The 13,103-nt window shown below is 69.6% G+C and carries 12 protein-coding genes and 1 pseudogene; 12 read left to right on the forward strand and 1 reads right to left on the reverse strand.

The annotated features are described in order from the left end of the window. Positions 1-51: 51 nt before the first annotated feature. From ABFX45_RS43070 to ABFX45_RS43105, 8 genes are all read left to right on the forward strand, one after another. On the forward strand, positions 52-1,434 hold the full coding sequence (locus ABFX45_RS43070) for a ferritin-like domain-containing protein (protein WP_346136854.1): 1,383 nt from the start codon (positions 52-54) through the stop codon (positions 1,432-1,434). Positions 1,435-1,890: 456 nt separating this feature from the next. After that, entirely contained in the window at positions 1,891-2,901 is a 1,011-nt protein-coding gene (locus tag ABFX45_RS43075) for an ABC transporter substrate-binding protein (RefSeq protein WP_346136856.1), read from the forward strand. After that, a complete protein-coding gene (locus ABFX45_RS43080; RefSeq protein WP_346136858.1) occupies positions 2,898-3,881 on the forward strand; it encodes a FecCD family ABC transporter permease in 984 nt (327 codons plus the stop codon). The genes ABFX45_RS43075 and ABFX45_RS43080 overlap by 4 nt, the downstream gene beginning before the upstream one ends. After that, complete coding sequence (locus ABFX45_RS43085) at positions 3,878-4,891, forward strand: FecCD family ABC transporter permease (protein WP_346136860.1); 1,014 nt, start codon at positions 3,878-3,880, stop codon at positions 4,889-4,891. Before ABFX45_RS43080 ends, ABFX45_RS43085 begins: the two co-directional genes overlap by 4 nt. Then, a complete protein-coding gene (locus ABFX45_RS43090) occupies positions 4,888-5,676 on the forward strand; it encodes an ABC transporter ATP-binding protein (protein WP_233439500.1) in 789 nt (262 codons plus the stop codon). Before ABFX45_RS43085 ends, ABFX45_RS43090 begins: the two co-directional genes overlap by 4 nt. A 273-nt stretch (positions 5,677-5,949) precedes the next feature. Next, entirely contained in the window at positions 5,950-6,465 is a 516-nt protein-coding gene (locus ABFX45_RS43095) for a hypothetical protein (RefSeq protein WP_346136863.1), read from the forward strand. Positions 6,466-6,818: 353 nt separating this feature from the next. Next, the gene (locus ABFX45_RS43100) at positions 6,819-8,096 is read left to right on the forward strand and encodes a cation:proton antiporter (protein WP_346136864.1); all 1,278 of its coding nucleotides are present in this window, start codon (positions 6,819-6,821) and stop codon (positions 8,094-8,096) included. 181 nt (positions 8,097-8,277) lie between these two features. After that, a complete protein-coding gene (locus ABFX45_RS43105; protein WP_346136866.1) occupies positions 8,278-9,198 on the forward strand; it encodes a cytochrome P450 family protein in 921 nt (306 codons plus the stop codon). A 13-nt stretch (positions 9,199-9,211) separates the two neighbouring features. On the opposite strand, the gene ABFX45_RS43110 is transcribed toward ABFX45_RS43105, so the two are convergent. After that, positions 9,212-10,918, reverse strand: coding sequence for an ABC transporter ATP-binding protein (locus ABFX45_RS43110; RefSeq protein WP_346136868.1), 1,707 nt, complete (start codon positions 10,916-10,918; stop codon positions 9,212-9,214). 415 nt (positions 10,919-11,333) lie between these two features. Between ABFX45_RS43110 and ABFX45_RS43115 the strand changes: the two genes are divergently transcribed. From ABFX45_RS43115 to ABFX45_RS43130, 4 genes and pseudogenes are all read left to right on the forward strand, one after another. Further along, positions 11,334-11,993, forward strand: coding sequence for a Type 1 glutamine amidotransferase-like domain-containing protein (locus ABFX45_RS43115; protein WP_346136870.1), 660 nt, complete (start codon positions 11,334-11,336; stop codon positions 11,991-11,993). 133 nt (positions 11,994-12,126) lie between these two features. Further along, positions 12,127-12,267 (forward strand): annotated as a pseudogene (locus ABFX45_RS43120) (phosphotransferase); the annotation flags it as partial. A gap of 28 nt (positions 12,268-12,295) precedes the next feature. After that, positions 12,296-12,475, forward strand: coding sequence for a hypothetical protein (locus ABFX45_RS43125; protein WP_346136878.1), 180 nt, complete (start codon positions 12,296-12,298; stop codon positions 12,473-12,475). Beyond that, positions 12,456-12,944 carry a GNAT family N-acetyltransferase gene (locus ABFX45_RS43130; protein ID WP_346136872.1) on the forward strand — a complete coding sequence of 163 codons (489 nt, stop codon included), beginning with the start codon at positions 12,456-12,458 and terminating at the stop codon, positions 12,942-12,944. Before ABFX45_RS43125 ends, ABFX45_RS43130 begins: the two co-directional genes overlap by 20 nt. Positions 12,945-13,103 lie beyond the last annotated feature (159 nt).

Raw genomic sequence — 13,103 nt, forward strand, 5'->3', positions numbered from 1 at the left:
TCGGCGCGCCACGGCTGTCACAAGCCCGGGGCCTGTCCGGTCTTCTTTGACGTGAGTCAATCCCTGGAATCGAGCACCGGCACCAGCGAGCCGGTCGTCGTGATCAAGAACTACACCGTGCCGGCCGACGAGGCCGAGCACTTCGTCGACGTGTACCGCGAAAACGCGCGGATCATGTCTGCCCAGCCCGGCTTCGTGCGCTCCCGCCTGCACAGGCCACTCGCCGACGGACCGGACGTGCGGTTCGTGCACATCGCGGAGTGGAGCTCGGGGACCGATCTGGACAGGGCCGTCGTCAACGCCGAGTGGCGTGCCTCGCTGCAGCGCATGTTCGACGATCCCGGTCTGCACATCACCTCGGAACCCGCCTCCTACCGCGTCGTGGTCGAGCTGCGGCCCTCGGGTGGTGCGATCGAGACCGTCGAGGATCTCCGACGCCACCTGCAGTGGGCGATCGAGCTGGAGCACGCGACCATCCCTCCGTACCTGTGTGCGCTGTACTCGCTGGACCCTGGCCGCAACGCCGAGGCCGTGCAGGTGGTCGGCAGCGTGCTCGCGGAGGAGATGCTGCACCTGGCGCTCGCGGCGAACCTGCTCAACGCGGTCGGCGGTGAGCCCAGGCTCGACATCCCTGAGCTGCTTCCGCCGTACCCGCACCCGTTGCCACACGGCGACCGGTCCCTCCAGGTTCAGCTCGTCCCGTTCGGCCCGGAGGCCCTGGAGCTGTTCTCCCGGATCGAGCAGCCCGCTCCGGTGGGTGCACCACCCGAAGCGAACGAGTACGAGACGATCGGGCAGTTCTACGCCGCCATCGAGGCGGGGATCCGCAGGCTGTGCGACGAACTGGGCGAGGACGCCGTCTTCACCGGCGACCCTGCCCGGCAGGTCGGCGAGTTCCACCTGCGCGGCGGAGGCGGCGCGGTCATCCCGGTGCACGACCTGAAGTCCGCGCTGGCGGCGCTGACCGAGATCACCGAGCAGGGCGAGGGAGCCGCGCGCACCGACGTCTGGGACGGCGACCGCGACGTCTTCCACCCCGAACGGGACGAGGTAGCGCACTACTACCGGTTCCAGGAGCTCAAGCACGGCCGTCGCTACCAGACCGGTGACACGCCGCAGTCCGGTCCGACCGGCGAGCCGATCGTGGTCGACTTCGACGCGGTCATGCCCATGCGGCCGAACCCCCGCACGACCGACCACCCGGAGGGCAGCGAGATCCGCGTGGCCCAGGAGCGGTTCAACGTCACCTACTGCCTGCTGTTGCAGCAGCTGGAGGAGGCGTTCAACGGCGAACCCGCACGGCTCGGCGCCACCGTGGGCACGATGTACCAGGTGAAGGCCCAGGCCCAGGCACTGATGGCGACGCCGCTGGAGGACGGGACGGCGACAGCGGGCCCGACGTTCGAGTACGTGCCGCCCAGCCGGCGGACCTGACGCGGTCAGGGGTGGATCTGCAGCCCGGCACCATCGAGGCGGAGCGACTCGAGGATGACTTCTCGGCGACGGGCGCGGAAGCCTGCTCGGACGCCGCGTCGAGGTACACCTCGACCGCGGCCTGGGTGTTGTGACCGTACTTCGCGTACAACGGAGTCGGGTCCACTGTGGACAGGGCGGCCCTGGTGCTCTCGGCGATGTCGGCGACGTAGCGGCGGTGCAGCACGACGTCGTCGCGGGTGCCAGCCGCCCGAGGCGGCCACACGCGCGAGTTCCTCGCCGGTCACCACGCGCCGCGCAGCGCGACGCGCCGTGCGCAGGTTCGAGCCAGAGCCGAGAAAACCGGACAGCGCGGTAACCGGGGTGCGCCAACCCATGTGCACATGATAATCATCTCCACAGCCGGGTGCGAGCAGTCCCGGCCGGGTGACCACCCGTCCCGAGTGAGAGGCGCGCATGTCCCGTCCAAGCCTTGCTGTCCGCAGAGCCGTCCTGTTCCTCGCCGTCGCGGCTGCCGCCACGGCCTGTTCCACCGCGCCCGCGGACAGCGGTACGCCCTCGTCCAGCGGCTCCTCCCGGCCGTCGATCGACCGCGCGGTGGCCCCGCTGGAGCCGTCGCTGACCGTCACCGACCCGACTGGGCGGAAGATCACCGTCAGCAAGCAGCCGGAGCGCATCGTCTGCCTGAACGGACTGTGCGACGACATCGTGACCACGCTGGGGCTCACGCCGGTCGGCACGAGCAATCCGGCGTTGATCAAGCACCCGGCACTGCTCGGCGAACAGACGGGTGCGGCGGTACCGGTGGTGCCCGGCACGTTCGGCAGTGAGGACGTCGAGGCCATCGCGTCGATGCGGCCGGACCTCGTGATCGGGCTTCCCGGCGTGCACGACCCCCTGCGGGAGGCGATCGAGCGCTTTGCTCCCCTGTGGACGCCCGACCCGGTGACGTGGGAGCAGTCGGTCGGCTACCTGCGTGCGCTGGGCGCGCTCACGGGAAGGGTGGAGCAGGCACGGTCGGCCGAGGAGAAGTTCCGCGGCAAGCTCGCGGATGCGGTCGAGCGCACTCGCGCCAGCGGACAGGCCGGCAAGAAGGTGCTGCTGATGTACGGCAGCGTGGACTCCATCGGAGTGGACACGACGGCCTCGCTGAAGGGCGACCTGCTCGCGAAGCTGTTCGACTACCCGTTCCCCGGCAAGGGCGGCGATGTCGCGACGGCGAGCAACTACAACGTCGAAGAGCTGCTCGCGCGCCAACCCGACGTCGTGTTCGTGTACTCGTTGCTGTTCTCGGCGAAGGACCGGACGCTCAGCGCGCAACTGGCCGACAACCCGGTGTGGCAGCAGATCCCGGCGGTGAAGCAGCAGCGCGTGCACGAGATGCACGCGAAGCTGTGGGGATCCGGGCGTGGCACGCGGAGCATGGCGGCGATCATCGACGAGGCGCTGGAGAAGGTTCCCGCGTGACAGCTCGCGTGGCGGCGGCCGCCGCGCTGGTGCTGGCGATCGCGGCGGCCGCGCTGATGCTGGGGCAGCCGTTCGTCGGGGTGAACCGGCTGTGGCCGGCGCTGTCCGCGGCGGACGGGCTGGAGCACGTCATCGTGGCGCACGTGCGGGCACCGCGGCTGGTGCTCGGCGTGATCGCCGGCGCGTGCCTGGGGGCGGCGGGCATGTTGTTGCAGGAAGCGCTGCGCAACCCGTTGGCGGTGCCGGAACTGCTGGGTGTGTCCAGCGGCGCCGGCGCCGCGGTCGGTGTCTGCGTCGCGCTCGGCGTCTCCGTGCCGGGTGCTCCTGTGGTGCCGGCGTTGCTCGGTGCGGCGGTGGGCGGATTCGCCACGCTGCTCGCCGTCCGAGGTGCTACGAGCCCCGCCGCGGTGCTTTTGATCGGCGCGGCGGTCAGTGCGGCCTGCCAGGCGATCATGATCGCGGCCGGTGCCCTCGTGGACGCGCGGGAACAGGGCGTGCTGGTGCGTTACCTGCTCGGTTCGCTCACCGGTACCACCTGGCAGGCAGTGGGTTCAGCAGCGCTGGGAACGGTGGTGGCGATGGCGGCCGCCGTGGTGGTCCTGCCCGCGGTGAACCTGCTGCGGCTGGGTGACGACACCGCGTCCGCACTGGGGCTGCGCACCGGTGCCGCGCGGACCGCCGTGCTGGCCGTGGCGTCGTTGCTCGTCGCGGTGGTGGCCGGGCCGTGCGGTCCCATCGCCTGGGTCGGGTTCTTCGCGGTCCGCATCGCCCAGGCCTGGCGGCCGAACACGAATGCGGTGGAGCGGCTGGCGTGGTCCGCGGTGCTCGGCGCGTTGGTGGTGGTCGTCGCGGACGTGGCCGCTCGGACCGTCCTGCACCCGGTGGAACTACCGGTCGGCGGGCTGACCGCGCTCGTCGCCGTCGTCATCGGTCTCGGCCTGATCCTGCGCGGCACCCGTACGGCAAGGAGCTCGTCGTGATCGGCTGGAGATGGCCTGCCCTGGTGCTGCTCGTACCCGTGGTCGCGGTGTGCGCACTCGCGCAGCTCGCGACCGGCTCTTCACTGTCGCCGGTGGACACGGCGGCCGCGTTGTTCGGAGGCGATGGTCACGCGTACTCGGTGATCGTCGAGCTGCGGGTGCCGCGGGTCCTGGTCGCGCTGTGCGCTGGTGCGTGCCTGGGTGTGGCGGGCGCCTTGCTGCAGTGTGTGCTGCGCAATCCCTTGGCAGCGCCGGAGATCACCGGTGTCGGGTCGGGTGCGGTGCTGGGTGCGGTCAGCGCGTCCGTGGCGGGTGGCGTCGCGGCCACCGCTCCGTTCATGGCCGCCGCCGCGCTCGTCGGCGGCGTCGTCGGAGGCGGTGTGCTGTGGGTGCTCGCCAGCAGGCTCGGCGGGGACGCGATGAGACTCGCCGTCGTCGGGGTGGTCGTGTCCGCTGTGCTCGCCGGGTTGACGCTGGTCCTGCTCACCGCCCGGCCGCAGCTCGCCGGTGCGGTGACGCGGTGGCTGCTCGGTTCGCTCGTGGGCCGGACGTGGGAGCACCTGGCGCCGCTGTGGCCGGTGCTCACCGTGGTGCTCGTGGCGTCGGTCGCGATCGCCGGGGTGCTGGACGTCGTGGCCGTGGACGACGACCACGCACTGGCCGTCGGGCTGGCCGTCGCGCCGTGGCGCAACGTGGTGCTGGCGCTGGCGGCGCTCGCCACGTCGGCGGCCGTGGCGGCAGTGGGTGCCACCGCGTTCATCGGTCTGCTCGCACCGCACGCGGCGCGCTGGCTCACCGGTGCGGCACACCGTTTTCTGGTACCTGCCGCCGCCCTGATCGGCGCGGGTGTGCTCGCGCTGGCCGACACCGCGGCCCAGCTCGTCACCACCGCGATCGGCAGGGCCGAGGCGGGTCTTCCCGCGGGCGCGGTCACCGCACTCGCCGGAGCGGCGGTGCTGATCGCTCTTGCCCGCCGGAGTTCATCGTCGATCACGGGAGGGGCCGAGTGAGCGAGTTGCGCGCCGAAGGCGTGTGGGCCGGGTTCGGCAGCAAGGTGGTCCTGCGCGACGTGGACGTCGTGGTGCGCGGCGGGGAGTGGGTCACGCTGCTCGGGTGCAACGGCAGTGGCAAGACGACGATGCTGCGGGTGCTGGCCGGCCTGCACACACCGGACCAGGGCCGGGTGCTGGTCGACGGGGAACAACTCGCGCACCTGCGGCGCCGCGCAGTCGCACGACGAATCGCGCTGTTGCCCCAGACGATGCCACCGTTGAGCGGCCTGACCGTGCGCCAGCTCGTGCGTCAAGGTCGTTACGCCGCAAGGGGTCCGCTCGGAATGCTGACCGAGGCGGACGACGACGAGGTGCGCGCGGCGTTGCGGGACACCGGAACCCAGGACTGGGCGGACAGCCCGGTGGGCCAGCTCTCCGGCGGGCAGCGGCAACGGGTCCGGCTCGCGCTGGCGCTGGCCCAGGACGCACCGGTGCTGCTGCTGGACGAGCCGACCACCTACCTGGACGTCCGGCATCAGCTGGAGGTCCTCGACCTCGTCCGGCGGCTGCAACACGAGCGCTCGCTCACCGTTGTCGCGGTGCTGCACGACCTCACCCAGGCAGTCCGCTACTCCGACCGCGTCGTGGCGCTGCGGGACGGACGAGTGCACGCCGAGGGCGTCCCGCAGGACGTGGTCGACGCCGCACTGCTGCGCGAGGTCTACGGCGTCCGCGGCCGAGTGTGGCAAGACGAGGTGGGTGGTCTCGTGTGCACGTTCGACGGAGTGTCCGAAACGGACTGAACGTCAGGCCGCGCATTGGGCGGGTGTCGAAGTCGGCTGTGACTGCCTGAGCTGAATCTGGGCTGGTGGGCATTGGTGATCAAACTGCATTCGCGGGTGAACACCACGGCGAGGATGCTGGTGTGGGTGACGCCTGTGCTGCATGTCGGCCAGTTGCCGCACACACGGCGGGACCATCCTCGTTGAGCGTGTCGAATCACCGATTCGTGCAGATGTTTCGCTCGGCTGGCGGCACTCCACCGCATGACGGACCCAGTAGAAGAAGAACCCGTGATGAAGAAACCAGCTCGCATGCTCGCCTTGGCCTCGTTGCTGACCGTTGCCGTGGTCCACCCGGCACAGGCGGAGACCGGAGACCTGACCTGCACCGGCAACTTCCAGTTCGACTTCACCCCGCCGCTGACCCCGACGAACACCACCGCCGACGCCAGGGTCGGCGGTGGACTCGTCAACTGCCAGTCACCCAACGGGAAGTACACCCGCTTGAAATCAGGCGTACGCACCGGGACGGGAACAGCGACCCGCCACTTCGGCGACCACTGCGCACCCGTCATGACCATCACCGAACAGGCCGTGCTGACCTGGAACACCGGCGAGAAGAGCAAGTTCGACATCACCGTCAACACCGACCCGTCCGCAGGACGGATCACGATCAGCGCCTACTTCACCCACGGCCCCCTTGCCGGCGACACCGCCAACGCCTATCCGGTGGTTCACCCCAACACGGACTGCGCCACCCACGGCCTGTCTCAGCTGACATCCGAGGCGCTCCAAGTGTTCTGGGAGTGATGCCATCCGCTCATATAGTCCACTGTGGAGAGATGGCGCCGATGAGGTCCTGCTCGGTTCGGCGGGCGTTCCGCCCGCCGGGCAGTGACCCGTCGCGTCTGGACGAGGTGCTCGATGCCATGTGGCCCTCCGCAGCATCACCCGCACCTCCGGCATGCTCAACACCTCGTGAAACGCCGATCTCGGCGGCCGCGCGCATGCCACACCTGTCCACGAACGCGGCCATCCCGATGTCTGACAGGTCCCCGGTGAAGTACCTGACGGCGGGGCGAGTGCTGTTTCGCCACCCCGGTCAAGTGGGTATCTGGTCCGTTCGAGGTTCGAGCGGAAGGCGCGCCGTGGATCCAGGGCCCTTGTTGTACACCGGCGCAGGCCTCGCGACGCTGGCCGCCGCTCTCCTGCCGCGGTTGCTCGACCGCGCGCCGATCTCCATGCCGATGCTCTTCCTGGGCGCGGGCGCCCTGACCTTCTCCGTGGTCGAGCCGCTGCCCGATCCCGACCCCGTGCAGCACAGCAGCGTGCTGCTCCACGTGACCGAGATCTGCGTGATCATCTCGTTGATGGGAGCCGGCCTCGCGTTGAACCGCGCGGTCAGTCTGCGCGGCTGGGCGAGCACCTGGCGCCTGCTCGCCATCACCATGCCGCTGTCCATCCTCGCCGTCGGCCTGCTCGGCTGGGGCGCGCTCGGCCTCGGCGTCGGGGCCTCCGTTCTCCTCGCGGCCGCCCTCGCTCCGACCGACCCCGTGCTCGCGAGCGAGGTCCAGGTCGCCGAACCCGCGGAGAACCCGGAGTCCGACGAGGACGAGGCGCGGTTCGCGCTCACCTCCGAAGCCGGCCTCAACGACGGACTCGCCTTCCCGTTCACCTACGCCGCCATCGCGATCAGCGTCGCCGGCGCCGCGCCGTCCGGATGGCTCGCGCACTGGCTCGCCGTGGACGTGGCCTGGCGGCTCGTCTCCGGGGTTGCCGTCGGCCTGGTGATCGGATGGGCGCTCGGGAAGCTGTTCTTCTCGGCGCCGTCGAAGAAGTTGCGTCTGGCCGAGCACGCTGAAGGGTTCGTCGCCCTCGCCGCGACCTTTCTCGCTTACGGGATCGCCGAGCTGATCGAGGGCTACGGGTTCATCGCGGTCTTCGTGTGCGCCTGCGCGGTCAGGGCCAGCGAACGTCACCACGGTTACCACCAGGTTCTGCACCGGTACGTCGAACAGGCCGAGCGCATGCTCACGGTGCTGATCGTCTTCCTCCTCGGCGGCGCTGCCGCCACCGGCCTGCTCGAGGGTGTCAGGTGGCACGAAATCCTGGTCGTCGGCGTGATTCTGTTGCTGGTGCGTCCGCTGACCGGGTGGATCGGGCTCGTCGCGGGCAGAACAGGACCGCGAGAACGAGCGGTCATCGCCTTCTTCGGCGTCCGGGGCGTCGGCTCGCTGTTCTACGTCACCTACGCTCTGCAGGAAGGCCAGTTCTCCGATCAGGCCACGGTGTGGAGGATCGTCGGGTTGGTCATCATCGGGTCCATCCTGCTGCACGGGCTCTCCGCCTCGCCGGTCATGTGGCTGCTCGACCGGAAACGGCGGCGAAAGGCGCGGGCTCGGCATGGTGACGCCGACGAGGCACCTCACATGCCCGTGTGAGGTTTGCGTGGAACTGGTCGCTGTGCTCGAGGCACTCGGTAGCCGAGCTGCCACAAGTGGCGTGAGGCAGTGGCAGCGATGGGCGATCACAAGCCGTACCGCGTGGCCACCGATCTGCACCGACCAGCCCACCGCTGCGCGTGGCCGCCGAGAACAACTCCGCCGCCTGGCTGGTGACTCGATGGAGGACGCGCGGGAGGCGTTGTCCGACCCGGTGCTCTCGGCCGATCCGAGCCTGCCCGGTTATCCGGCCGGCCCCGGCCATTGCGGTGCGAGCACCCACGGTTCGATGATCAGGCTGGACGGCGGCGGACCGGCGGGTGCGGCGGCTGTTCACCGGCGAGTTCCCGGTGCACCGGGTGGAACGGATGCGACCCCTGATCGCGTCGTGCGTGGCCTCCGCCGTAGCCGATCTGCGAGCGCAGGGCCCCGGCACCGACCTGATCCGGCCGTCGCGCTGACGGTGCCGCAGGCGGTGATCCTGCGTCTGATCGGTGTGCCGGAGTCCGAGGTGCCGTCGACGATCGCCGCGGCCCGGCACCTGCACGACCGCACGTTCCCGCGCTCGTCGCTGGAGTCGGCGGAGGAAGCGTTCCTGGCAAGGCTGCGGGCGCTGGTCCGCCGCGGTCCGGCCGACGACCTGACGGGCAGGCTGGTCGCGTCCGGCGAGCTGACCGAGGACGAGGCCGTGGTGAACCTGCGCCTGGTGGTGGCCGCGAGCGTGCAGACGACGTCGAGCATGATCGGCCCGGCCGTCCTGACCGACCCGTCCCGCTCGGTGGAAGACCTGCTGGCCAGGCTGGAGCGTGGTGCAAACGGGCCCGCGCCGAGTGGCGGTTGCCGACACGTCTATCGGTGGCGTGCCGGTGTGAGGGACGGCGTGGTGGTCTCGCTGCCCGCCGCCAACGCGAGCCGCCCACCCGGTGGCGGCCATGTGGCGTTCGGCTTCGGCCCGTACCAGTGCCTGGGCCAGCACCTGGCCCGCACCGAACTGGACGAGGTGCTGAAAAGCCTGTTCCCACTCCGCCCAGCCACCCGTGACCTGCGCATGTACGACGCCTCGGTGATCTACGGCGTGGAATCGCTCCCCGTCACGTGGTGAGAACTGCGGCTGATCAACGAGTGCCGACCGCCTCGTCGAGGAAGCCGCCGGACTGGTGGCGCCACAGCTTCGCGTACGTCCCGTCGACGTCGAGCAGTTCCGCGTGGGTGCCCTGTTCGACGATCCGGCCCCGGTCGAGCACGATCAGCCGATCCATCCGCACGACCGTGCTGAGCCGGTGTGCCACGACGATTGCGGTGCGGCCCTCCATGAGCCGCCACAGCGCCTCCTGGACCAGCACCTCGCTCTCCGAGTCCAGCGCGCTGGTCGCCTCGTCCAACAACAGGATCGGCGCGTCACGCAGGATGGCGCGTGCCAGCGCGACCCGCTGCCGCTGTCCGCCGGACAGTTTGATGCCGCGTTCGCCGACCATCGTGTCGAACCCGTCGGGCAGCGCGTCCGCGAACTCCGTCACGTGCGCGGCATGCGCGGCGCGGTGGATCTCGGCGTCGGTCGCACCTGGCCGTGCGAACGCGATGTTCTCGCGCAGCGTCCGGTGGAACATGGCCGGGTCCTGGGGCACGTACCCGATCAGGCCGCGCAGGTCGGCCTGACTCAGGCGGGCGATGTCCTGGCCGCCGATGAGGATGCGGCCCCGATCGACGTCCATCAGCCGCAGGAGCAGCCGGGTGAGCGTGGTCTTGCCTCCGCCGGAGCGGCCGACGAGCCCTATCCGCGTGCCCGCCGGGATGTCCAGGTCGAGCCCGTCGAAGAGCGGCTCGCCGCCGCCGTGCGTGAACACGACGTTCTCGAACTGAACCCGGGAGTCCTTCACGCGCAACGGTTCCGGGTGCTTCGGGTCGAGCACGGTCGGCGGGTCGAGCAGCAGTTCGGTGAACTGAGCTGCCTCGGTGAGCGCACTCTCCACCTGCCGGTAGATCTGGTTGAACTCGAACATGATCCGCGTCCCGTTCCCGAAGTAGGCGAACGTCACCACGATCGCCTCCACGCCGAGCCCGTCGCTGACCCCGATCGCGACCACGAGGCCGAGCACGTTCGTGAGCACCGACAGCGGCGCGATCACGGTGTCGATGCGCAGGTTGTTGTAGTCCCACGACCGCAGTGCCAGCGTTCGCTGCTTGGCGGCACGGGTCCGGTGCTCCGCGCCCTCGCGCCGCTCGGCGGCGAACGCCCGCACCGTCTCCATGTTCGTGAGCGTGTCCGAGACGTGGCCGGACACCTGGGCGATGGCGGCCTCGCGTTGGTCGACCAGCCGCTGGCGGTGGCGGATGAGCGGCGCGACCACACATCCCGTGACCAGGATCAGGCCGACCAGCACCGCGACGAGCACCGGGTTGTAGCTCCACAGCACGACGCAGGCGAAACCCAGCGGGATGAGGTTGGCGAAGATCTTGAACGCCAGCGTGTCCACGAAGTCCTCGAAGCGGAACGCGAAGCTCAGCACCCGTTTGGTGAGCGAACCTGCGAAGTTGTCGTGGAAGAACGCCGCGTCCTTCCCCAACAGCTCGTCCATCGCGTGGGCGGACAGGTTCTCGATCCCGCGGCCGTCCACGCGGTTGAGGCAGTGCAGGCCGATGCGCCACAACAGTTCCGAGAGCAGCATGAAACCGCCGAAGGCCAGCACGTACTGCAGGACGGTGCCGAGGCCCGTGTCGCCACCAGCCGCAAGCTTCCCCACGAGCCCGCCCACCGCCAACGGCGCGAGATAGAGCTGACACGTGACGCCCAGCGCGGGCAGCACGAGTGCGCCCACGGACATGAATCCGTGGCGCCGCAATTCCTTTCCGTACAGGCGCAGGGCGAGCGGCACTGCGTTCTTGCGGACAGGTCTTTCCGATCCTGGCACGATCATCCGCCCCCTTTCGGACACCTCGGCTTCCTCATGCTGCCGCAGAGGGTCGGGTGGCAGCGATCGAATATCGCCGCGTGGACGCGGTCGCGGAGTGCCTCGGGACGATACGGTCGCGATCTCTGCGGGGTGGTGGAGCCGAAGTCCGAGTTGCAGTTCCAAGTCGTGCCGTGACGCCAGTCGAAGCCGAGGACGGTCGGCGCCGAAGACGATCGCGCCTGGCAACCTCAAGAACTCCCAACAGGATGCGCGAACTGCGATGAGTCCCAGCTCGGGCCGCAGTCTGCAGACACATCCACCTTCCGCGCACGATTTGGAGGCAGCTGTGAAGCTCTTGCTCACGTCAGGCGGCGTCACGAACCCGAGCATCCACACGGCGCTCGTGCAGCTTCTCGGCAAGCCGATCTCCGAGTGTCACGCCCTCTGCGTCCCGACAGCCCAGTGGGGTCACCCGATGTGCGGTCCGGCATCGGTGCAGGAATTCCTAGCTGCCAAGCCGGTGTGGCGGCATTTCTCCGGCCTGGGCTGGGCATCGCTCGGCGTCCTCGAGCTCACCGCGCTGCCCACCATCGGCGCGCAGCGATGGGTCCCCTGGGTCCGGGACGCGGACGTGCTCCTGGTCGACGGTGGCGACGCGACGTACCTGTGCCACTGGATGCGCGAGTCCGGGCTGGCAGACCTGCTGCCGTCGCTGCCAGACACGGTCTGGGTGGGTGTGAGTGCCGGAAGCATGGTGATGACGCCCAGGATCGGTGAGTACTTCGTCGAATGGCATTCTGCGCAGGACGACCGCACCCTGGGAGTCGTCGACTTCGCGATCTTCCCGCATCTGGACGCCTTTCCCACGAACACCCTGGCCGACGCAGAGCGGTGGGCCGCCGGCATCGGCGTCCCTGCCTACGCCATCGACGAACAGACAGCCATCAAGGTCGTCGACGGCTCCGTCGAGGTCGTCTCCGAAGGGCGATGGACGATGCTCGGGTGACGACACCTCGATAACCGGTTGATGGAACTGCAGGACGGTGCCAGGCTGCCACGGCCGTTGATCGTCCATCCCGCAGGGAGCTGTGCTTGTCCGTCGGAGCGACACCGAACATCGACGCTACGCCGGCAAGGCGGTGTCCACACGGGACGCGGCGACGCGGTCGGCCATCGCGGAAGTCCCGTTCGACCGAGCGCGGATGACCGAGTTGTGGGAGGCGGCTCTCGCCGTCCCACAACAGGATCCGGTGTGGCGCCACAGTGACTTCCACACCGGCGACCTGCTGACGACCGAGGGACGGCTCAGTGCCGTCATCGACTTCGGCGAGCTCAGGGTGGACGCGCGGCCGTGGCTGGGCGCAGGCCACCGGCCTGAACGCCTACGTCCACTACGCCGCGGTCAACCCCCGCGTCGCCGAGCAGAACACCCGCCAGATCACCCAAGCCCTGGCAGACGAAGGACCACATGCTCACCACCGTTCGTGAGGCCCGCGGGGACGACTGGCCGCAGATCTGGCCGATCATCCAGAACGTCATCACCCAGCAGGAGACCATCCCCTACGATCCCGACATGATCGAGCCCGACGCCCGGCGGATGTGGCTGCTGCCCGCACCGGCGAGAGTGGTCGTGGCCGGCGACGACCAGGTGCTCGGCACCGCGAACATGTACGCGAACCGGGGCGGCCCCGGCAACCACGTCGCTTCCGGCACCCTGATGGTCGCCGAGGAAGCGCGCGGCAGGGGTGTCGGCCGTGCCCTCACCACCGACATGATCGAGTGGGCGCGGCGCAGCGGGTTCGCCGCCATCCAGTTCAACGCCGTTGTCGACACGAACACCGCGGCGATCAACATCTACGAGAGCCTCGGCTTCGTCACGCTCGGCACCGCGCCCAGGGCGTTCCGCCATCCGACTCAGGGGCTGGTGGGTCTGCGGATCATGTGGCTGGAGCTGTGACGAACAGCTTGGGGCGGGCCCTCGGCGTCCTCTTAGTGATCAGTTCAAAATGAGCTGGCGTGTCGGCTTTGCTTGCGGGACAGGACATTCCAAGATCACGGCGTGCGCGAGGAGGTCCTGACCGACGAGCTGTGGGCTCGGCTGGAACCGTTGATCCCG

Origin of the sequence: Lentzea roselyniae, assembly GCF_039537795.1 — a bacterium.
Classification (GTDB): Bacteria; Actinomycetota; Actinomycetes; order Mycobacteriales; family Pseudonocardiaceae; genus Lentzea; species Lentzea atacamensis.

Coding starts and splice junctions, on each gene's coding strand:
- ABFX45_RS43075 (WP_346136856.1), top strand. CDS start 1,891: ATGTCCCGTCCAAGCCTTGCTGTCCGCAGAGCCGTCCTGTTCCTCGCC.
- ABFX45_RS43095 (WP_346136863.1), top strand. CDS start 5,950: ATGAAGAAACCAGCTCGCATGCTCGCCTTGGCCTCGTTGCTGACCGTT.
- ABFX45_RS43105 (WP_346136866.1), top strand. CDS start 8,278: ATGGAGGACGCGCGGGAGGCGTTGTCCGACCCGGTGCTCTCGGCCGAT.
- ABFX45_RS43110 (WP_346136868.1), bottom strand. CDS start 10,918: ATGTCCGTGGGCGCACTCGTGCTGCCCGCGCTGGGCGTCACGTGTCAG.
- ABFX45_RS43130 (WP_346136872.1), top strand. CDS start 12,456: ATGCTCACCACCGTTCGTGAGGCCCGCGGGGACGACTGGCCGCAGATC.